Consider the following 21,176-nt stretch of genomic DNA (forward strand, 5'->3'; position numbering starts at 1 on the left):
GTTAATTATAAATATATACACTAGTTTGATATATTATAAAATTTCACCTTGTTTGTTAGTGAAATTAGGGCTAAATGCCGGCCTCCCTGTCGCCGAGCCACCGCCATGCCCCCGTTTCTCCCCGCCCCGCCTCACCCGCTGCCCGTCGCGGCCGCGCGCGATACGCCGCTCGACGGGATTGCCCTGCTGCGCCACGCGCTCACCGTCGCTTTTGTCGGCCGCATCGCCGTGGTCTCGTCCTTCGGCGCCGAATCCGCCGTGCTGCTTGCCCTCGTCGCCGAGATCGATCCGGCAACCCCGGTCCTGTTCCTCGAAACCGGCCAGCATTTCCCCGCAACCCTCGCCTATCGCCGCGAGCTTGCGGCCCATCTCGGCTTGCGCGACGTCCGCGATATTTCCCCAGATCGGGAGACATTGGCGCGCGACGATCCGGATGGAACGCTTTGGCATTTCAATCCCGATGCCTGCTGCGCCCGGCGCAAGGTCGCACCGCTTGCCGCCGCGTTGGCGCCGTTCGACGCCTGGGTCAATGGCCGCAAGCGTTTTCAGGCGGCGACCCGCGCCGGCCTGCCGTTCATCGAGATCGCGGCGGGCAAGATCAAACTCAACCCGCTCGCCGACTGGGACGCCGCCCGCATCGCCGCCGAATTCACCGCCCGCGCCCTGCCCCCACATCCCTTGGCCGCGCGCCAGTATCGCTCGATCGGCTGCGCCCCCTGCACGCGCGCGACCGCGCCCGACGAAGATCCTCGTGCCGGGCGTTGGTCAGGACAAATTAAGACCGAATGCGGTATACACTTCCCCGGCGCCGCGCTATCCGATCGGGCCGCGGCGTCGTCGATGAGCCCTTCCAGCGAGAGACACCACCCCGAATGACCCCGGATATGACCGATCTCGACCATCTCGAGAGCCAAAGCATCTTTATCCTGCGCGAGGCCTATCAGCGCCTCAAGCCACTCGCCATGCTGTGGTCGCTCGGCAAGGACTCCAATGTCTGCGTCTGGCTGGCACGCAAGGCCTTTCTCGGCCAAGTGCCGTTTCCGGTGGTGCATGTCGATACCGGCAAGAAATTCCCCGAAATGTACGCCTTCCGCGAACGCTACGCCCAAGAATGGGGGCTCGATCTGATCATCGGCACCTGCCCGCCGGTAGAGGAGATCGACCCCAGCCTGCCGCCAGCGGCGCGCTCGGCGGCGCGCAAGACGGCGGGCCTTGCCGCCCTCATCGAGCGCCACCGCTTCGCCGGCGTGATCGCCGGCATCCGCCGCGACGAGCAGGCAACCCGGGCCAAGGAGCGCGTCTTCAGCCCGCGTGGCGCGAGCCACCGCTGGGATGTCCGCAACCAGCCGCCGGAATTCTGGGACCAGTTCGTAACCCCGCTCGAGGATGGCGCCCATGTTCGCGTCCATCCCCTTCTCGCCTGGCGCGAGATCGATATCTGGCGCTACATCGCCCGTGAGAAGATCCCCGTCGTTGATCTCTATTTTTCCCGTGACGGCAAACGCTATCGCTCGCTCGGCGACCAGGACATTACTTTCCCGGTCGCGAGCACGGCCGGCACCGTCGAGGACATCATCGCCGAGCTTCATGCGACGCGTGAGCCCGAGCGCGCCGGCCGCGCCATGGACCATGAATCGGAGGACGCCTTCGAGCGGCTGCGCGTCGCCGGGTATCTCTGAGCGTGCACGGCAAGGAGCCCTCCATGAACACCGAATTCGATCCCGCCCCTCCCGTCACCAACCCGCCATTTGCTGGCGAAATGCCGACCCCGATCGTCATCGTCGGCCATGTCGATCACGGCAAATCGACGTTGATCGGCCGGCTTTTGCACGACACCGATAATCTCCTCGCCGGCAAATTCGACGCCGCCAAGCTATCATCCGAAAAGCGCGGGCTCGGCGTCGAATGGTCGTTCTTGCTCGATTCCCTTCAGGCCGAACGCGACCAAGGTGTCACCATCGATGCGACGCGGCTGCCCTTCACCCTCGGCGGGCGTGGCTTCGTCATCGTCGATGCCCCTGGCCATCGCCAATTCCTGCGCAACATGATCACCGGCGCCGCCGGCGCCAGCGCCGCCGTTCTCGTCATCGACGTGACCGAGGGGGTGCGCGACCAGACGCGGCGGCACGCCATGCTGCTCCGCCTGATCGGCGTCGCCGAGGTGATCGTGGTCTTGAACAAGGCCGACCTGCTTGATTTCGACCGCACCCGCATCGACGCCGTCGCCAGCCAGCTCACGGCACTTCTCACCCCGCTCGACATCACGCCGCGCGCCGTCATCCCGGTCTCGGCGCGTCATGGCGACAATATCACAGCGCCTTCGCCGCATCTCGCCTGGTATCGCGGCCCGACATTGACCGAGGCGCTGGCCGCCCTGCCACGCCCGCTGCCCGCGACCGCGGGGCCGCTCCGCCTCTCGGTCCAGGACGTCTACCGCCAGGGGGAGCGGCGTTTCGTCGTCGGGCGCATCGATAGCGGCCGGCTCGCCGCCGGCGATACCGTCGCGATCGGCGCCGCCGGCCATCGCGCGACGATCACCGCCCTCGCCGGCTGGCCGACGCCGCCAGCGCAAAGCGCCGGCGCCGGCCAGTCGGTTGCACTGGAGCTGGCGCCCGAGGTGGTAGTCGCGCGTGGCGATCTGCTCTATCATCCGAACGCCGCGCCGCTGCGCGCCCGGCGCCTTGCGACACGGGTGTTCTGGCTGCGCCAGGAGCCCTTGCGCTTGGGCGAGAGCTTTCAGCTCCGCCTCGCGACCGCCGAATACAAGGTCCGGGTCAGCGCCATCGAGCGGGTGGTGCGGATCGATGATCTCTCGGCCGAGGCCGGCACCGAAGTACCGCCGGAGGGCTTCGCCGACATCACCCTGACGGCGGCCGAGGAGGTGCTGTTTGATCCCTTCCGCCCCGAGGGCGGCGGGCGCGGCGTTCTGGTCGATGGGCATCAGCACATCGTCGGCGGCGCGCCCATCCTTGGCGTCGCCGCCGGGCGCGAGCACGTCTTCCCGCTCGACGCCGCGGTCTCGCATGCCGCGCGCGCGGCGGCGAAAGGCTATCGTGGCGCTGTGTTCTGGCTCACCGGCTTGCCTGGCGCCGGCAAATCGACGCTCGCCCGCCAGGCCGAGCAGCGGCTTTTCGCCGATGGTATCGATGCCGTCGTGCTCGATGGCGACACGCTGCGCACCGGCCTCAACGCCGATCTCGGCTTCTCGCCGCGCGAGCGCGAGGAGAATGTCCGCCGCACCGCCGAGGTCGCGCGGCTGATGGCCGATGCCGGGCTCGTCGTCATCGTCGCATTAATCTCACCGCAAATCGCGATGCGCGCCGAGGCGCGGCGGATCGGCGGCGACCTGTTCCACGAAATCCACATCGCCGCCGACGCCGCGACCTGCGAGGCGCGCGACCCGAAAGGGCTCTACGCCAAGGCCCGCGCCGGCGTTTTACCTGGCTTCACCGGCATCGATGGCAGTTATGAAGCGCCCGCCAAGCCTGATCTCAGACTCGATACCGGACGGCTGTCGGTGACGGCGGCGGCCGAGGCGCTGATCGGCTTCATCGCCGAGGCGATCGCCCCCAAAGTCTTGCCCGGCGGCGAGGCCGCGCCGGCGGGAGCCGAGGCGGCAGGAGAGGCGCCGGCCATGGCGCGCCTATAGACGCCATGGCCGCCGGGCGCGGCGACGAGGCGCTCGGTCAGGCCGAGAATAGTCTCCGCGCCGCCGAGATAGAGCACGCCATCCGGCGCCAGCCGCTCGGCGATCGCCTCCAAAACCCGGCTCTTGGTCGGCTGATCGAAATAGATCAGCACATTGCGGCAAAAAATGGTGTCGAACTGGCCGAGCGGGCGGAGATCGGCGAGCAAATTCCACTCCCGGAAGCTGACCATGGCGCGCAGCGGTTCGATGATCCGCCAGCCCTCCGGCTCCTTGCGGAAATGCTTGACCAGTGCGGTCATGGGCACGCCGCGCTGGACCTCGAACTGGGTGTATAGGCCGGCGCGAGCGCGCTCGAGCGGCTCGCGCGCGATATCGGTGCCGATAATCTCGACCCGCCGCCCGCCGAGCAGCGCCTGGCTCTCGGCCGCGATCATCGCCAGCGAATAGGCTTCCTGCCCGGTCGACGCCGCTGCCGACCACACGCGAAGCCCGGCGCCGGGCGGACGGGATGAAACAAGCTGCGGCAGAACCTGGTTGCGAAAATGCGCAAACGGCTTGTCATCGCGGAAAAAGAAGGTCTCGTTGGTGGTCATCGCCTCGACCACCGCGGCGGCGAGCGCGGCATGGCCACCGCTGCGCAGAGTGAGTGCCAACGCCTCGAGATCGACGAGATTGTGCGCGCGCAGCAAGGGCGCGAGGCGAGTTTCCAGGAGATAGGTCTTGTCCGGCCCGATGGCGAGGCCGGAGCGGGATTTGAGCAGGCTCGCAAAGACCTCGAATGCCGCCGGTGTCATCGTCTGATCATCTCCAGAACCTTTGGCGCGATGCGGGTCAGCGGCAAAACCGCGTGGCAGAGTTTGGCCTGGGCGATGGCGCCGGGCATGCCCCAGACGACGCTCGACTCCTCGTCCTGAGCGATCGCGGCGCCGCCAGCGGCGACCACGGCGCTGGTGCCCTCGCGCCCGTCATGGCCCATACCGGTCAGCATCACGACGAGCACCCGCCCCTCGCAGGCGCTGGCGGCACTCTGGAGCATGGGATCGACAGCGGGACGGCAGAAATTGACCGGTGGATCGGTGCTGAGTCGCGCGCGCAAGGTGGTGCCGTCGCGCTGGATCAACAGATGGTGGTCACCCGGCGCGAGATAGATATGCCCGGGCTGCAGCGCCTCGCCATCCCGCGCCTCGGCACACGGCATGCCGCCGAGGCGACCAAGATGCTCGGCGAGGATGGGTGTGAACGTCGCCGGCATGTGCTGGGTGAGCACCACCGGCACTGAAAGCGCCTTCCCGAGGGCGGGGATGAGCGTGAACAAGGCTTGCGGGCCGCCGGTGGAACTGCCGATCGCAAGCAAGCGGGGCGGCCGTGCCAGCCCGGGACGAAGCGCGACCGGCGGCGCGGACGCTGACGGCGCCGGCCGTGCCCGGCTCCGGCGCAGGCGAACGAGGCCGCGGATCTTGGCGATCAGTTCGCGGCGGAAGCTGTCATCGGCGATCATCGTACTCGACGGTTTGGGCACGTAATCGGCCGCCCCGAGACGGAGCGCCCGAAGCGCGATCTCCGCGCCCCGCGTCGTCAGCGTCGAGGCCATGATGACCCGCAATCCGGGGTCGGCTTCGAGCAATTGCGGGAGTGCTGCCATCCCGTCCAGCACCGGCATTTCGATATCGAGAATCAGGACGTCAACCGGCGTCGTCGTGGCCAGGCGCCGGATCGTCGCCACCGCCTGCGCCCCATCGCCGATGCGGGCGACGACGGCGAAATCGGGTTCCGCCTCCAGCATCCGCGCGAGAGCGCCGCGGATGACCAGGGAATCATCGCAAATGGCGACACGGATCTTCGCCTCGCCGCCGTTCGTGGCCGGCCGGGGCGTCGCTGCCGTCGTGCTGGCGGCGATCAAAGCAGACCCACCTGAGCGAATTTTCCGAGCAGGATCCCTTCGTCGAACGGCTTCATGATGAATTCCTGAGCGCCACTCTCGATCGCCTGCTCGATGAAGCTCATCTCGGTCTCGGTGGTGCAGAACACCACCGTCGGCCGGTCAGGGCCGAACTCCTGGCGTAGGGCGCGCAGAAATTCGATGCCGTTCATCACCGGCATGTTCCAGTCGAGCAGAATGACGCCGGGCAAATGTCGACGGCAGGCCTCCAGCGCCTGCTGGCCATCCTCGGCTTCTTCGACGGCGAATCCTTGGGTTTCCAGAATGCGTCGCGCGACCTTACGCACGACGCGACTGTCATCGACGACGAGACAGACGCACCCCTCAGCGGTCATCGGCATTCCCTTCGCTGGTCACTTATTGAACCGGGTCCAAAGCGAGGATGCGCGCGACGTCGAGCACCACCATCAGCCGGCCGGCAAGCCGATAGATGCCGCGGCTGTGATTGGCCCAGACCGGCGGCAATGTCGGCGGATTGCGCTCGAAATCGCGCCCCGAGAGACTGAGAACCTCGCTCACCTGATCGACGAGGAAGGCGTAGAGTTCGCTGCTCTGCTCGGTGACCACCGCCATCCGTGCCGCCTCCCCCTCAACCCGCGGCAGGCCGAGACGGCGACGAAGGTCGATCGCGGTGACGATGCGCCCGCGCAAGTTGAGGCTGCCCGCGATCTCCGCCGGCGCCAGCGGAATCCGGGTGATGTTCTGTGCCGACAACACGTCACGCACCATCAAGACCGGAATGCCGCAGAGCTGATCGGCGAGGGTGAGGGTAACGAAAACCTGCTCGCCGCTCGTGTCACCATCATAGGCGCTCTCATCCGCGCGCGGTCTTTCCATCAGGGTTGCGCTCATCGGTTTTCTTTCCTCACTGATCGACCATGTGACCGAGGCATTGCCGCAGGCTGTCGAGCAGCGCCTCACGTTGGAATTTGGCGACGTAATCGGTGAATCCGGCGTCACGGCCGGCTTCGATGTCGGCCGGCTCGACACGGCCCGAGAGCGCGATCATCGGCAGCGACGCCCAGGCACCGCCATCGCGGATCTGGCGGGCGAAAGCGAGACCATCCATGTCCGGCATCACGATGTCAGAGATGATGGCATCGATCTTGGCGCCCGACTCGCGGAGTTTCAGCGCTTGCGCGGCACTCGCGGCGGCGGTGACGCGATAGCCCGCGGCGGCGAGAGAGGGCACCAGCAATTGGCGGAAGAAATCGCTGTCCTCGACGATGAGGATATGCGGCGCCGTCGCGGCCGCATCCGTGCTCGAGCCACGGAACCAGTCCTGTTGCGCCGCGCGCAGCCAGTAATCGATGTTGATGACGTCGGTCGCGCGGCCGGCGATCACCGCCGTCCCGAGCAGCCCCGGCGCCTCCGTCCCGAGTTCGATGCGCAGCACCTCGTCGACGACATCGACGATCTCATCGACCATCAGCCCCATGCTGTGCTCGCCGTCGCTGAACACCAGCACCGCCTGGGTCTCGCCCTCGCTACGCACGCCATCGAACGCGACCAGCGGCATCAGCCGGCCGCGATACTGCGTCACCATCTTCCCCGACGAGGTCTCGATCCGATCGCGTGGAATGTCCTCGAGGCGGGCGACGAGGCCGAGCGGAACCGCTTTCGGCGCCGCATCGCCGGCGCGAAACAGCAACATCGCGGTGCTCGATGCGGACGTCGCATCCTCGACGGTCTCGGCGATTGGCTTGCGCTGCTCGCCGCCGCTGCCACTGCCGGTCGCACGGGCGATGCCGTTGGGATCGAGGATCATGATCACCGACCCATCGCCGAGAATGGTATTGCCGCTGAACATGGTGATGTGGCGGAGAATCGGCGCGACCGGCTTGACCACGATCTCCTCGGTATCGAATACCCGATCGACGATGATGCCGAGTAGGCTCGAGCCGACCTGAGCGACGACGATGTAAAGCTCACCCGCGCGCTCCTCCGCGCTTCCGAGTTCGAGAAGATCGCGAAGATTGACGAGCGGCAGCAGCCGGTCGCGCAAGCGGAGCACTGGCGTTGCGTTGATCCGCTCGATCACCGGCTGATCGCCATCGGCGCTCCCTTCGCTGCCGGCGCGAACCAGTTCGACGACGCTGATCTGCGGGATCGCGAAACGCTCCCCGCCAGCCTCGACGATCAGCGCCGAGACGATGGCGAGGGTTAGCGGAATTTTGATGGTGAAGGTGCTGCCCTGGCCGGCGATGCTTTTGAGATCGATGGTGCCACCGATCCGCTCGATATTGGTTTTCACCACATCCATCCCGACGCCGCGGCCGGAGACCGCGGTGATGCTGGCGGCGGTCGAAAAACCGGCATGGAAGATGAACCGCTGCACCTGGCTCTCGCTCATCGCAGCGAGTTCGGCTTCGCTCGCGAGGCCTTGCGCCAGCGCCTTGGCGCGGATGCGCGCGAGATCGAGGCCGCGCCCGTCATCGGCGATTTCGATGATGATGTGCCCGCCTTCGTGGAAGGCGTTGAGCGTGATGTGGCCGGTTTCCGGCTTGCCGGCGCCGCGCCGCTCCTCCGGTCGCTCGAGGCCGTGATCGGCGCTGTTGCGCACCATATGGGTGAGGGGATCCTTGATCAGTTCCAAGACCTGGCGGTCGAGCTCGGTATCGGCACCGATCATCACGAGATCGATTTTCTTGCCGAGTTCATGGGCGAGATCCCGCACCAGCCGCGGCAGCTTGTTCCAGGCATTGCCGATCGGCTGCATGCGAGTTTTCATCACCCCCTCCTGAAGATCGGAGGTGATGTGCGACAAGCGCTGCAGCGGCACCGCGAAGGCACTGTTTTCCTGGGTGCGGGCAAGCTGGAGAAGCTGGTTGCGGGTCAGCACCAGCTCGCTCACCAGGGTCATGAGATGTTCGAGCACGTCAACGCCGACGCGGATGGTCTGGCCGGCGACCACCGCCTCGCCGCCCTCGCGCGGCGCCTCCGCCGCCGGCATCGGGGCGGGCGCGGGGGAAACGGGCGTGGGTGAGGGCGCGGTCATGACCGGCGGAGCTGGCGCCTCGCCCGTCGCAGGTTCGGGCTCGGTCGTGTCGGCCTCGCTCACCGGCGCACTTTCGGCCGTGAGGCTTGGCGCCGCCGCCTCGGCGGCAGGCGCGGCGGCAAGACGCCCGGCGGCGGCGTCATCGAGTGCGGCGATCAAGGCGCTATCATCCCCGGCCGGTTCGGCCCCGGTCTCGGCGAGGCCGGCGAGGATCAGCTTGATCCGGTCGAGCGAGGCGAGAACGGCGCTGACGATATCGCTGCTCGCGGCGAGCTTGCCGTCGCGCACCCGGCCGAGTACGTTCTCGCCGGCATGGGCGACGCGTTCGAGCCGCGGCAGACCGAGAAAGCCGCACGTGCCCTTGATCGTATGCACGAGGCGGAAAATCAGCGACAAGGTCTCCTGGTCGTCGGGCGCGCGTTCGAGCTTCACCAATGCGACATCTAGTTCGGCGAGGCTCTCATTGGTTTCGGTCAGAAAGTCGACCAGCAGATCGTCCATCAGCTTCTCCTTCCCCGGCATCCGGCGTGTGACGCCTCACGATGCCGCCTAGTGTGCCGCCTGGGTCCAAAGAAAGAGTAAAGGAAGCGGCGCTTCGGAATGATTCGCATGCGAAAACGCCGCCCGCTGGCCCCCTCGCTCGTCGCCCTGGCGCTCGCGCTTGCCGGTTGTGCGCAGCTCCCGGCGGTTGACGCCGATATCGCCGCCGCCGCGCGCGCGGACGCCTATTCGAGCAACACCCTCGACCTCATGCGCCGCCAGGAGGAGCGGATCACCCACACTCCATTCGTCGGCGGCAACGCCGTCACCCTGCTCACCGATGGCCAGCAGACCTACGCCGCGCTGCGTGCCGCGATCGCCGGCGCGCGGCGACGGATCGATATGGAGAGCTATGAGTTCGATCCCGTCGAAGGGGCGCGCTTTGGCGATCTCCTGCTCGCCAAACGGGCGGAGGGGGTCGAGGTCAACCTCATCTTCGACAGTTTCGGCTCGCTCGATACCCCGGCTTCCCTGATCGAACGGCTCCGTCAGGGTGGGGTGCGGGTGCTCGAATATCACCCGGTCGGGTTCTTCACCGGCCTGCCGCTCGACCTCAACCGGCGCGACCACCGCAAGCTCCTGGTCGTTGATAACGCCATCGCGATCACCGGCGGCGTCAATATCAACCAGGTCTATGACATTCGCCGCCAGAAACGCCGCGGCCAACCGGTAGACCCGACGAAACTGGCCTGGCGCGATACCGATGTGCGGATCGAGGGGCCGGTGGTCGCGCAGTTCGAGCAGATTTTCGAGCAGACATGGCAGGGCCAGCACGGCCCGACCCTCCCGCCGCCACCGCCGCCGCCAGCTGCGCCGCGCGGCGACGCCCTAGTGCAGGCGATCGATGGCACGCCTTCGCAGCATCGAACGCTGATCTACCGCACGCTGCTTATGGCGATCTCACTGGCGCGGACCTCGATCCACCTCACCACCGGCTACTTTGCGCCGACCCCCGATCTCGACCGCGCCCTGGAAGCGGCGGCGCGGCGCGGCGTCGATGTCGAGATCGTGGTGCCGGCGCATAGCTCCAGCGCCACCGTGATCGCCGCCGGCCGTGCCCATTACGCGGCGCTCATGAAAGCCGGGGTAAAAATCTATGAGCGGCGCGCGGTCGTCCTCCACGCCAAGACGGCGGTGATCGATCATCTCTGGGCGACCGTCGGTTCGGCCAATCTCGATTGGCGCAGCGTGATCTATAATAATGAAATCAACGCGGTGATCCTCGATCGCGCCTTCGCCCAGCGGATGGAGGCGCTGTTTTCCGACGATGTCGCCGCCTCGCGTCCGATCGACCCGCAAACCTGGGCGCACCGCTCGCTGCTCGAGCGACTCGAGGAGGAAAGCGCGCGCGCCATTGAGTTTTTACTCTAAAGAACAAGAATATTTCTCTTGTGATGTCAGAAAAGACGCAAAAAAAACTCTCATCCGGTTTTCTCGGGGGGGGATTCCCGTGGCATCAGCGCCTCTGCGGTTTTCGCAGCGTCGCGATAATGTGGTGAAGATAGGCCGCCTGCCGGGCGCGCAGGGGTTTGCCGCCGCCGAGGCGGGCCGCGGCGAGACGGTGCATGGCGCGGATCTCGCCAACATGGCCGGTGGGATCGAGGCGCGCGGTGACGCTCGCCTCGTGACGGCGATGGAGATTGAGCGGGGCTGCGACGTAAGCGACGCTGCCGCCGGCCTGCTTGTCGCCGGCGCCGGTCAAGGCTTCGAGATAAAGCCGCCAATCGCCGGCGAGGCGAAACCGCGCGAGGTCATCGCCAACCCCGGCGAACGCCGTGAGCAGCGCCCGCCGGCGCCACAGCAGCGAAGAGGCATTGAGGATCAGATTGCGCTCGGCGAGGAAGCGGCGGGCGAAACCGCGCGCCGAAAACACGTCATCGGCGCCGAGCGCGCCTTCACCCGCGGCTTCGGCATAATAGCCGCGATAGCTCGCAAATAGCGTCCGGTCCTCGGCATCGATCGCGCGGCTGTCGGCGAAGGCGAAAACCGCATCGGCGGCGTTGGCGAGGCTGGCTGCGAGTTTTTCGAGAAATTGTGGCTCGGCGGCGTCATCGGCCTCGGCAATCCAGAGAAATTCGCCACGCGCCACCTCCGCCGCGCGCCGCCACTGCGCGAAAACCGAGCCCGAGGGGCGGGCATTGGCGATGACGCGGATATCGCGCTGCCACTCGCGGGCGGTGGCCTCGGCGACGGCGATACTGTCATCGCTCGAGGCGTCATCGAGGACGATCACCTCGCGCACCGGGTAGGTCTGGCCAAAAATGGAGGCAAGCCGCGCGCGCAGGAAGCGAGCATAATTGAAATTCGGCACCACCACCGAAATATCGACGAGATCCGGCAAGGCGAGCGCGAGGAGACCGCTCGCATAATCGCCGAAGGCGCTTTTCGCGGCCGTCGCGGCGCCGCGGCGCTGGCGCTCCTCGGGGCTCGGCATCGTCTTGGTGAGGGCGAGCAAAGCGCGCGCCATCGCCTCGCACTCGGCGAACGAAACCACCTCGCCCGCCGCCTCGCGCTGGATGAACTCGGCCGCGCCGCCGCTTTGCGCAAACGCGATCACCGGTATCCCGGCGGCCGCGGCTTCGAGCATCACCGACGGATAGGGGTCCTCCCGCGACGGCAAAAGCAACGCGTCCGCCGCCGAGAGCCAGGCCGCGACATCGTCGCAAAAGCCCGGGAAATGGCAGGTGCCGCTGGCTTTCGCGGCCTCGATCTCGGGCCCGAGATAGGCTTCGAGCTGGCGGTCGATACGCCCGACCCAGGCAAAATGCACGCTGCGGGCCCGCCGCCGCGCCGCGCGCCAGGTCTGGAGAAAAAGATCGAACCCCTTGCGCAGATCACCATAGCCGACGGCGATCGCGAGCACCGCGTCGGGCGGGATGGCAAACCGTGCGCGAAGCGTGCGGCGCGCCTCGGCATCGAAGCTGATCGCCTGATAGAGCCCCTGGGGCAGAATATGCGTCTTTGTCGCCGCGAGCGGGATGAGGTCGGTGAAACGCTCGCGCACCAAGGCTGCCGGAAACACCGCGTGGCGAACATGTGCGGCGGCGGCGCGGGCCGCGCCGAGAAGCTGCTTCTCCTCGATCAGGCGCGGCATTTCATGCACGAGCAACGTCACCGCGATGCCGTGGCGCGCGAAATGCGGGCAGAGCGCCGCGGCGGCGGTGGTGTTGACGATCGCGCTCCGCACCCCTTTTTCGTGATAGAGCATCTGCACCGCCGCCGCGAAGGCGTCATCCTCGCGCACCACCAGGGTCGGCGCGACTTTAGCGTATTCCGCCTCCAAGGGCCCGCCGTCACGCAGCAGAAACGTCACCGCGAGCCCGGCATGGCGCCGCAAATGGCGGCCGAGGTGAAGCAGAAGCTGTTGCGCGCCATGGGCGAGCGCATCATGGCCGACGAGCACGAGCCCGGCGGCAGAGGCCGGCCGGCCGGTGATGGCGCGGCCGGTGGCGTTGAGGAAGGCCGCGCCGAAATGGACGTCGGGTTCGAGATAGGCCCCTTCCGCCCATTCGTTCCAGGCATTGATGCAGACCAAGGGCTCGCCGTGGAACGACCGCGCCCTCGCCTCATCGATCAGCCGGCCAAGCCAGGCCTGATAGCGCGCCGGCGTCGCGCCATGGACAACGAGCCCGCCGCCTTCGCGCCGCGGATCATTGTCCCAACCCGGGATCGCGGTCTTGATCAACGGGTAATCCGGCCGCGCGGTGGTCAGCGAACGGATGACGATATCGTCGTAATCGTAGACTTCGGCCGAGAAATCGGGATCGAACGGCTCCAGCCGGTCATTGATCATCTCGAGCCCGGTGGTGAGCTTGTGCGGCGGGAACTCCACCGCGCCATCGAGCCCGTGCGCCCGCGGGTCGTGATCGGTGAAGCTCTGCGCCATGACGAGGAGCGGATCCTCGCCATGCTCGGTGCGGAAACGCTGGCGCCAGCGGGCGATGGCAGCGCCCGAATCGGGGATCAGGGCGGCGCGATAGATGAAAAGCAGCGGCCGCCCCGAGATGCGGATATAGCGCGGATCGGCGAAATGGCGGGCGAAACAAGCGATCAGTGCCGCCTCATCCTCGGGGCGATATTCCTGGGCGATGAGGATCTGATGATCCATCCCGTCCCATTGCCGGGTCCAGTTTTCATTGGCCCACATCAAGCAGAAGGGAAAATCGAGGTGCGGATTGGCGAGGAAGGTCTCGATCGGCTGATCGAGCAGGCGGCGGCGGTTGAACCAGTAGAAATAAAAGACGAAGCCGCCGAGCGCGGCCCCCTTGGCGAGTTCGATCTGCCGCGCCAGCGTCTCCGCCCCATCGAGCCGGTAATGGCCGAGATCGCGCGGGATGCGCGGCTGATAATGGCCGGCAAAACGCGGCAAAGCGCGGCCGAGATTGGTCCATTCGGTGAACCCCTTGCCCCACCAGGCGTCGTTTTCCGGGCAAGGGTGGAATTGCGGCAAGTAGAAGGCGAGTACCTTTGCCCCGCTGGTATGCGTCGCCGGAACCGGCTCGACGGTCTCGAAATGAAGGCCGGGGCGGGTATTACGCCGCATTTCCCGCGGCAGACTGACCTCATCGGGCGGGCAGGACGGATGAATCCCGGGCTCACCGCGATGCCGAAGATAATGCAAGAGCGGGTTTTCGTCCGGCGCGCCGCGGAGATAGCGCCGGCGATAAAACCGGACATCGAACCCCGGCGAGGGGTTGCGCCCTTCCCGATGGCCCTGGACAAGGAAATGTTCGAAAGGATCCATCCCGGCCGCGGCAATGTCGGGATAGGTCTTGAGATACCAGGCGGAATCGAATTCGGCGAGCGGGCTGGTCTCGCCGCTCAGGCGCCGGGCAAGGAAATGGGCGAGGCAAATTTCATCCTCGGGCACGGCATAGCGGGCGCGATACCAAGCCGGGTCGAAGTATAGCACCGGCCGCCGCCCCTCCCGCTCGCCCGCCCAGACATAATGCAGCAGGGGATCTATCTCGGCGGCGCGAACATCGGGATTCTCGTCGAGATAGAAGGCGGGGTCGAAGTAAAAATTCGGCCGTCGGCGCTCCGCCCAGCCATGGAGATGGTAATGGGTCAGCGGCTCGACGCCGCTGCTGGCGATATCGGGATTGGCATGGAGATAAAACGCTGCGTCGAAGAGACCGGAGCAACGCAGGATATCGAGCTCCTGCGCGGTGTCGCGGCCGGCGAGCGCCGTCTCGTCGGGGGTGAGCCGTGTCAGCTCGGGATAGGGGATGAGCTGACCGACGCCATAACCGGCGCCATAGGCGAAATCGTCAGGCGCCATACCCGCACACCCGCGGGGAGTCGACGATGATTTCCCATATTGGTTGCATTGTGCGCCCGCATATTACGCCAAAACCAAAAGTTTATTAACCAAATGCGCTCATAAAGAGAAGAAGAAAATTTACCTCTCGTTAAACGAGTGATCATGGCTGATCCGCGAGATAAGCGGGTATCTTCCGAGGTGAAATCCATCTCAGAAATCCTCTGAGCGGTGGGTACGGGCGCGCGACGCCTCCGGCGAAAGGCCGGAGCCCCCGGTCAAGATAATGATATTACGCCAATTTCTCGCTGGCGGCGGGGCCGCCGGGGCTCAGCGTGAGGCCCCATCGAGGGCGGTCGCGATATCGTCGAGAGCGGCGGGATCCTCGATAGTGGGCGGCGGATTGGCCGCTTCGCCGTCGGCAAGGCGGCGGATGGCCGCGCGCAAAATTTTGCCAGAGCGGGTTTTCGGCAAGCGTGGCACTATCAGCGCGGTCTTGAACGACGCGACCGGGCCGATTCGCTCGCGCACGAGGTGCACCAGCTCGGCGCGGATATCCGCCGGCGCCCGATCGACCCCCGCTTTGAGCACCACAAGGCCGAGCGGCACCTGCCCCTTGAGCGCGTCGCGAGCACCGATAACGGCGCATTCGGCGACATCGGGGTGCGAGGCCAGCACTTCTTCGATCGCACCGGTGGAAAGCCGGTGGCCGGCGGTGTTGATGATGTCATCGGTGCGGCCCATCACCCAAACATCGCCGTCGTCATCGATCATGCCGGCATCGCCGGTGCGATACCAGCCGGGAAAATCGCTGAGATAAGCGGTGTGAAACCCTGCGTCATTGTGCCAAAGCGTTGGCGCGGCCCCCGGCGGCAGCGGCAAACGAATGGCGAGATTGCCGCTCACGCCACGCGCCAGCACCGCGCCCGCATCGTCGAGCGCGTGCAGATCGTAGCCCGGCGCCGGCCGGCCGCCCGAGCCGGGCTTGAAGGGAAACAGGCCGAGCCCGCGGAATCCGGCGGTGATCGGCCAGCCGGTTTCGGTTTGCCACCAATGATCGATCACCGGCCGCGTGAGTCTCGCCGCCGCCCATTCGGCGGTCGGCGGATCACAGCGCTCGCCAGCCAGAAACAGCGCCTCAAAACGCGAAAGATCATGGGCGGTGAGCAGTGTGGCCTCGGGATCCTGCTGCTTGATGGCGCGAAGCGCGGTCGGCGCGGTGAACAAAACCTTTACCCCGTGCGACGCGATCACCCGCCCGAACGCGCCGGCATCCGGCGTGCCCACCGGCTTGCCCTCATACATGACGGTGGTACAGCCAGCGAGCAGCGGCGCATAAACGATATAGCTGTGCCCGACCACCCAGCCGACATCAGAGGCCGTCCAGAACACATCACCGGCGCCGAGACCGTAAATCATCCCCATCGAGAGATTGAGGGCGACGGCGTATCCGCCGTGATCGCGCACCACCCCCTTCGGCCGCCCGGTGGTGCCGGAGGTATAGAGAATATAAAGGGGATCGGTGGCGCGCACCGGCACCGGCGCGACCGGGTGCGCGGCCGCTTCCGCGGTCAAAAAATCGTGATCGCGCCCCGGGGTCAGCGTCGCTGACGCCATCTCCCGCTGCAAGATGAGGCACGCTTGCGGCTGATGCGGAGAAAGCGCCAAGGCGGCATCGAGGATGGGCTGATAGGCGACGATGCGCCCAGGCTCCAACCCGCAGGATGCGGCGACGATCACAAGCGGCTTGGCATCGGCGATGCGGGCGGCGAGTTCGGCGGCAGCGAATCCGCCGAAAACCACCGAATGAATGGCACCGATTCGGGCGCAGGCGAGCATGGTGATCGCCGCTTCCGGGACCATCGGCATGTAGATCACCACCCGATCGCCACGGCCGACACCGAGAGCCTTGAGGGCGCCGGCGACCCGCGCCGCGCGCGCCGTCAGTTCGGCGTAGGTGAAGCGCTCGACCCGCCCGGCGAGCGGACTGTCCCAGATCAACGCCGGCTGCGCGCCGCGACCGGCGGCGACGTGGCGATCGAGGCAATTCTCGCAGATATTAAGCTCTGCCCCGGGAAACCAGACGCCATAGGGGCCGATCGTCGCATCGAACACCCGATCCCAGCTCTTGTGCCAAGCAATGCCGCTCGCGGCCTCCGCCCACCAGGCTGCGGGGTCGCGCCGCCAAGCCTGATAGACCTCGCCATAGCGGCTTTCTTGATGGGTCATGTCCGTCCTCCCGGTCTTAGCGCCAGCTCTGCCGGCAATCTTGCGCGCGTCGCGCCGCTCTGGCAATAGTTCGAGGCTGAAATGCCGTGGCCGGCGATGCCGGGTGAAATATCTGGATTCCGGCTCGGTTGCGGATAAAGATACCCGCGGATGATGAGGTTTGCGGACCAACCGCAACCGGACACGCGATCAGTCAATCCATCGATCGGCACCGAATGCCGACCGGCGATATGGGAGGAACAGAACATCATGAGTTACACCGAAGCCCCGCGCGGGACCGCCGGCTTTTCCCACCTAACCCCTGTCACCAAGGCCGAGGAACGCAAGGTTATCTTTGCATCGTCGCTTGGCACCGTGTTCGAATGGTATGACTTCTTCATCTTTGCGACCTTAGCGCCGTTTTTCGCCGGCCTCTTTTTCCCCAAGGGCAACGACACCGCCGCCCTCCTCAACGCCTTCGCGGCCTATGCGGTCGGCTTCATGGTGCGGCCCTTCGGCGCTCTGGTGTTCGGGCGCATCGGCGACCTGGTGGGACGCAAATACACTTTTCTCGTCACCATCCTGGTCATGGGCCTTGCCACGTTCGGCACCGGCCTAATGCCGACTTTCGCCTCCGTCGGCTGGGCGGCGCCTATTCTCTTGATCGTTTTGCGTCTCCTGCAGGGGCTTGCGCTCGGCGGCGAATATGGCGGTGCCGCGACCTATGTCGCCGAGCATGCCCCCGCCAATGGGCGCGGCTACGCGACGAGCTGGATCCAGACCACGGGCTCACTCGGCCTCTTGCTCTCGCTGGCGGTGATCTATACCTGCCGCGAGACGTTCGCCCCGGCCGACTTTACCGCCTGGGGCTGGCGGATCCCCTTCCTGCTGTCGCTCATCCTGCTGATCATCTCGCTCTACGTCCGGCTCAAGCTCAATGAAAGCCCGGTGTTTTTGCGGATCAAGGAAGAAAATCGGCGCTCCGAGGCCCCGCTCACCGAAAGTTTTTTCCATTACCCCAACAACAAATACGTTGCCCTCGCGCTTTTCGGCACCTGCTCTGGCGAGGGCGTCATCTGGTACACGGCGCAATTTTACGCGCTGTTCTTCCTCACCATCACGCTGCATCTCGATTACAAGCTCGCCTATCTGATGATTGGCCTGCAACTCGTGCTCGGCACGCCGACACTCGTCTTCTTCGGCTGGCTTTCCGATCGCATCGGCCGGCTGAAGCTGATGATCGCGTCCTGCGTGCTCTCGGCGCTGACCTTGATGCCGCTGTTTCATGCCCTGAGCAGCGCGGTCAATCCCGATCTGGTCGCCTTCCAGGCCGCAACGCCGATCACCGTCGCCGCGGATAACTGCAATTTCCATGTTTTCGTCGGCCCCTGGTCGCATTTCAGCGCCTGTGACAAGGTCAAGGACCTATTGACCAAATCCGGGCTCTCGTTTCAGTCCCTGCCCGGTATCGCCGGCAAGGACGTGGTGACGACGGTTGCCGGGACGACCCTCGAAGGGGCGGATACGGCCAAAATTTTGGCGGCCCTCAAGGCCGCCGGCTATCCCGCGAAAGCCGATCCGGCAAAGATCAACTGGCCGCTCGCAGTTCTCTGGCTTTGGATCATGCTCGCTTATGTCGGCATGATCTACGGCCCGATCGCCGCCTATCTCGTCGAATTGTTCCCGGCGAAGATCCGCTATTCCTCGATGTCACTTCCCTACCACATCGGCAATGGCTGGTTCGGCGGCATCCTGCCGCTGTTGGCGACGGCCTTGGTCGCCTGGTCGGGCAATATCTATTATGGCCTCTGGTTCCCGATCCTTGTCGCGGCGCTCAACGCCGTGGTCGCCGCGCTGTTCCTGCATGAAACCAAGGATGTCGACATTCACGCCTGAGGAAAAAGGGGTGCCCGCAGCAGGCCAGTTGCGGACCCCCCGTCTTTTCGACATGTTTTCGGCGGCCATTCATTAACGCCTCATCAATTTTTGGTCTCTAATCTCCCTTCGCGTCCACGTCATCTTCGTCCGACGCGAAGAGAGTAATGATCCAAGTTCTTGCGTGTCTGACTCAGCAGCACGACCCACGGTTGATCGCTCTGGCCGTTCTTATCTGCGCCGTTGCCTGTATCACCGTGGTCGCGATGCTCACGCGGGCGATGAAAAACCGCGGCATCGGCCGCGCCGCCTGGACCATCGCCGCGACCTTCGCGTTCGGTAGCGGCGTCTGGGCGCTCCATTTCGTCGCGATGTTGGCCTTTCACGCGCATATGCCTGTCGCCTATGACGTCTCATGGACGGTGTTTTCGATCCTGGTTGCGATCCTCGGCACGCTGCCGGGCTTCGCCCTATTCCTCTCGGCCCCTCGCCGCCCGCTCGTCGCCCTGCTCGGTGGCACGATCGTCGGCCTCGGCATTACCGCCATGCATTTCACCGGCATGATGGCGATACGCCTTGGCGCCCTAGTGATGTTCCAGCGCTCTTATGTCATCGCCGCGATCATCGTCGGCGCCGCCTTCGGGGCGCTCGCACTCTTTGTCGCCGGGCGTTGGCAGAGCGGCGCCGGCCGGCTGCTGGGCGGGCTTTTGCTGGCCTTCGCCATCGTCGCTATGCATTTCACGGGCATGACGGCGGTGGTGCTGGTGCCGGTGCTTGGCCCCGGCATCGCGCCCGGGGATGCGGTGTTCACGCCGGCGCTGCTCGCGATCGCGGTGGCCGCGATCAGCAGCCTGATATTGCTCGCCGGGCTGATGCTCGCCTTCATCGACGCGCAGATGGAGCAGCGCGACCGCGCTGAGACGTGGCGGCTCCGTCAGATCGCCGATTCCGCCTTCGAGGGGCTGATGATCCACCGCGACGGGATCATCATCGACGTCAATGCCGCCTTCACCGCAATGGTTGGTTTGCCGGCGGACCGCATCATCGGTCGCTCAGTGCTCGATTTCGCCGCCCAGCAAGAAACCGAGCACGTCAAGGAACGGCTTGCCACCAGCCGCAACGACCTCGAGGAGTGCGCTTTTCGCGCCGCCGACGGCACGGTTCTGCCGGTCGAGGTTCTCGCACGTGACATCGAGTATGCCGGAAAACCGGCGAAGGTCGTTGCCCTGCGCGATATTTCGGAGCGAAAAAAAGCCGCCGAGCAGCTCGAATATCTCGCGCACCACGATCCGCTCACCGGTCTCGCCAACCGCTCCTTGCTGCGCGCGCGCATCAGCGCGGCGATCGCGCGTGCGAAAAACAGCGGCGAGAGTTTGGCGCTGCTCTTGCTCGATCTCGACCGCTTCAAGGCGGTAAATGATCTCCTTGGTCATCCGATCGGCGATCTGGTTCTGGTCCGCGTCGCCGCCCGGTTGCGTGCTAGCGCGCGCGGCGCCGAAATCATCGCGCGCCTCGGGGGCGACGAATTCGTCATTCTGCTCACGGCCGAGGCCGAGACAGATGCCGCGCGCGCGACCGAGGTCGCACAGCGAGTGATCGCGTCCCTAACCGAGCCCGTCGAAGTTGGCGCGCCATTCGTCCAGATCAATACCTCCATCGGCATTGCGCTTTATCCGCAGCACGGCACCGACGCCGACGAGTTGCTGAAAAACGCGGATACCGCGCTCTATTCAGCCAAACGCGCCGGCCGTGGCACGCAGCGCATGTTCGACCCGGCAATGGATGCCGAATTGCGGCGCCGCCGGCATCTCGAGCAGGATCTCCGCCTTGCCATCCGGCGGCGGACGCTAGACATCCATTTCCAGCCGCTTTTCAAGAACGATGGTAAGACCTTGGCCGGTTTCGAGGCGCTGGCGCGTTGGCGGCATCCCGAATTCGGCCCGATCTCACCCGCCGATTTCATCCCACTGGCCGAGGAGAGCGGCCTGATCATGCCACTCGGCCGCTTGGTTCTCGAAACCGCTTGCGCCGAAGCGGCGTCTTGGTCAGAGCCGCACCGCATCGCCGTCAATATTTCGCCGGCCCAGCTCCGCGCCGGCAACCTCGTCGCGACGGTGACCGAGGTGCTCGCCAATACCGGCCTCCCCGCCAGCCGCCTCGAACTCGAAGTCACCGAAAGCCTGCTGATCGAAGATACCGAGGCGACGCTCGCGACACTCAGCGCTCTCAAGGCGCTCGGACTTCGCATCGTCCTCGATGATTTCGGCACCGGCTACTCCAGTCTCAGCTATCTTCGCCGTTTCCCCTTCGACAAGCTGAAGATCGACCGCTCCTTCATCCAAGCGCTCGGCGAGAATGACGAGGCAATGGCGATCGTGCGGGCGATCGTCGCGCTCGCCGATAGCCTGACCCTCGACGTCACGGCGGAAGGGGTCGAAACCGAGACCCAGCTTCGCCTGCTGCAAGAGGAATCCAACGCCGAGATGCAAGGGTATCTACTCGGCCGCCCTGCCCCCGCCACTGCCTTCTCGGGCCTGCTCGCGACTGTTGCCGCAAAACACACCGGCGGCCGCTTCCCGCACTTCGAGGCCGCCGCCAACCAGGCCTGACCCATCCCCTCGCGGCCTTCCGATCATCGCGATCACCTCACGACGGCACTTCACACCTCCGCGTGCCGGAAAGACGGCGAGCCGCTCCCCCTCCGCCT

Annotated in this window: 12 protein-coding genes and 1 pseudogene; 6 read left to right on the plus strand and 7 right to left on the minus strand. The window is 65.7% G+C overall.

The window, feature by feature from the left end; all coding sequences use genetic code 11:
* Nucleotides 1-105: 105 nt before the first annotated feature.
* From ACP5M5_RS00860 to cysC, 3 genes are all read left to right on the plus strand, one after another.
* Nucleotides 106-876 (plus strand): phosphoadenylyl-sulfate reductase, encoded by a 771-nt coding sequence (locus tag ACP5M5_RS00860; RefSeq protein WP_427934914.1) that lies wholly within the window; start codon nucleotides 106-108, stop codon nucleotides 874-876.
* An 8-nt stretch (nucleotides 877-884) separates the two neighbouring features.
* The gene (gene cysD, locus ACP5M5_RS00865) at nucleotides 885-1,679 is read left to right on the plus strand and encodes a sulfate adenylyltransferase subunit CysD (RefSeq protein ID WP_114913688.1); all 795 of its coding nucleotides are present in this window, start codon (nucleotides 885-887) and stop codon (nucleotides 1,677-1,679) included.
* A gap of 80 nt (nucleotides 1,680-1,759) precedes the next feature.
* Nucleotides 1,760-3,649, plus strand: coding sequence for an adenylyl-sulfate kinase (cysC, locus tag ACP5M5_RS00870; RefSeq protein WP_427934942.1), 1,890 nt, complete (start codon nucleotides 1,760-1,762; stop codon nucleotides 3,647-3,649).
* Nucleotides 3,650-3,690: 41 nt separating this feature from the next.
* Here cysC and ACP5M5_RS00875 read toward each other — a convergent pair.
* The 5 genes and pseudogenes from ACP5M5_RS00875 to ACP5M5_RS00895 all read right to left on the minus strand — a co-directional run.
* Nucleotides 3,691-4,443, minus strand: a pseudogene (locus ACP5M5_RS00875) (CheR family methyltransferase); the annotation flags it as partial.
* Nucleotides 4,440-5,549: a protein-glutamate methylesterase/protein-glutamine glutaminase gene (locus tag ACP5M5_RS00880; protein ID WP_427934915.1), complete on the minus strand. Its 1,110-nt coding sequence runs from the start codon at nucleotides 5,547-5,549 to the stop codon at nucleotides 4,440-4,442. The gene ACP5M5_RS00880 and the pseudogene ACP5M5_RS00875, both read right to left, overlap by 4 nt.
* On the minus strand, nucleotides 5,546-5,923 hold the full coding sequence (locus tag ACP5M5_RS00885; protein WP_114913685.1) for a response regulator: 378 nt from the start codon (nucleotides 5,921-5,923) through the stop codon (nucleotides 5,546-5,548). The genes ACP5M5_RS00880 and ACP5M5_RS00885 overlap by 4 nt, the downstream gene beginning before the upstream one ends.
* A gap of 22 nt (nucleotides 5,924-5,945) precedes the next feature.
* Nucleotides 5,946-6,440, minus strand: a complete 495-nt coding sequence (locus ACP5M5_RS00890) for a chemotaxis protein CheW (protein WP_427934916.1) — start codon at nucleotides 6,438-6,440, stop codon at nucleotides 5,946-5,948.
* A gap of 13 nt (nucleotides 6,441-6,453) precedes the next feature.
* The gene (locus tag ACP5M5_RS00895) at nucleotides 6,454-9,087 is read right to left on the minus strand and encodes a chemotaxis protein CheW (protein ID WP_427934917.1); all 2,634 of its coding nucleotides are present in this window, start codon (nucleotides 9,085-9,087) and stop codon (nucleotides 6,454-6,456) included.
* Nucleotides 9,088-9,195: 108 nt separating this feature from the next.
* Between ACP5M5_RS00895 and ACP5M5_RS00900 the strand changes: the two genes are divergently transcribed.
* Entirely contained in the window at nucleotides 9,196-10,497 is a 1,302-nt protein-coding gene (locus tag ACP5M5_RS00900; protein ID WP_427934918.1) for a phospholipase D-like domain-containing protein, read from the plus strand.
* Between the two features lie 85 nt (nucleotides 10,498-10,582).
* Here the strand turns inward: ACP5M5_RS00900 and ACP5M5_RS00905 are convergent, their stop codons facing one another.
* Nucleotides 10,583-14,407, minus strand: coding sequence for a glycoside hydrolase family 99-like domain-containing protein (locus tag ACP5M5_RS00905; protein ID WP_427934920.1), 3,825 nt, complete (start codon nucleotides 14,405-14,407; stop codon nucleotides 10,583-10,585).
* A gap of 309 nt (nucleotides 14,408-14,716) precedes the next feature.
* On the minus strand, nucleotides 14,717-16,615 hold the full coding sequence (locus ACP5M5_RS00910; RefSeq protein ID WP_427934922.1) for an AMP-binding protein: 1,899 nt from the start codon (nucleotides 16,613-16,615) through the stop codon (nucleotides 14,717-14,719).
* Nucleotides 16,616-16,864: 249 nt separating this feature from the next.
* Between ACP5M5_RS00910 and ACP5M5_RS00915 the strand changes: the two genes are divergently transcribed.
* Both ACP5M5_RS00915 and ACP5M5_RS00920 read left to right on the plus strand, forming a co-directional pair.
* A complete protein-coding gene (locus ACP5M5_RS00915) occupies nucleotides 16,865-18,490 on the plus strand; it encodes an MFS transporter (protein WP_427934923.1) in 1,626 nt (541 codons plus the stop codon).
* 146 nt (nucleotides 18,491-18,636) lie between these two features.
* Nucleotides 18,637-21,078 carry a bifunctional diguanylate cyclase/phosphodiesterase gene (locus tag ACP5M5_RS00920; RefSeq protein WP_427934924.1) on the plus strand — a complete coding sequence of 814 codons (2,442 nt, stop codon included), beginning with the start codon at nucleotides 18,637-18,639 and terminating at the stop codon, nucleotides 21,076-21,078.
* The last annotated feature ends 98 nt before the right edge of the window (nucleotides 21,079-21,176 follow it).

This window comes from Acidibrevibacterium sp. (genome assembly GCF_049965395.1).
Taxonomy (GTDB): Bacteria; Pseudomonadota; Alphaproteobacteria; order Acetobacterales; family Acetobacteraceae; genus Acidibrevibacterium; species Acidibrevibacterium fodinaquatile.

Bases quoted from the DNA above. Each gene is read 5' to 3' on its own strand.
- cysC (WP_427934942.1), top strand. From the start codon at position 1,760: ATGCCGACCCCGATCGTCATCGTCGGCCATGTCGATCACGGCAAATCG.
- ACP5M5_RS00890 (WP_427934916.1), bottom strand. From the start codon at position 6,440: ATGAGCGCAACCCTGATGGAAAGACCGCGCGCGGATGAGAGCGCCTAT.
- ACP5M5_RS00905 (WP_427934920.1), bottom strand. From the start codon at position 14,407: ATGGCGCCTGACGATTTCGCCTATGGCGCCGGTTATGGCGTCGGTCAG.
- cysD (WP_114913688.1), top strand. From the start codon at position 885: ATGACCGATCTCGACCATCTCGAGAGCCAAAGCATCTTTATCCTGCGC.
- ACP5M5_RS00885 (WP_114913685.1), bottom strand. From the start codon at position 5,923: ATGACCGCTGAGGGGTGCGTCTGTCTCGTCGTCGATGACAGTCGCGTC.
- ACP5M5_RS00895 (WP_427934917.1), bottom strand. From the start codon at position 9,087: ATGGACGATCTGCTGGTCGACTTTCTGACCGAAACCAATGAGAGCCTC.
- ACP5M5_RS00860 (WP_427934914.1), top strand. From the start codon at position 106: ATGCCCCCGTTTCTCCCCGCCCCGCCTCACCCGCTGCCCGTCGCGGCC.
- ACP5M5_RS00910 (WP_427934922.1), bottom strand. From the start codon at position 16,615: ATGACCCATCAAGAAAGCCGCTATGGCGAGGTCTATCAGGCTTGGCGG.
- ACP5M5_RS00900 (WP_427934918.1), top strand. From the start codon at position 9,196: ATGCGAAAACGCCGCCCGCTGGCCCCCTCGCTCGTCGCCCTGGCGCTC.
- ACP5M5_RS00915 (WP_427934923.1), top strand. From the start codon at position 16,865: ATGAGTTACACCGAAGCCCCGCGCGGGACCGCCGGCTTTTCCCACCTA.
- ACP5M5_RS00920 (WP_427934924.1), top strand. From the start codon at position 18,637: ATGATCCAAGTTCTTGCGTGTCTGACTCAGCAGCACGACCCACGGTTG.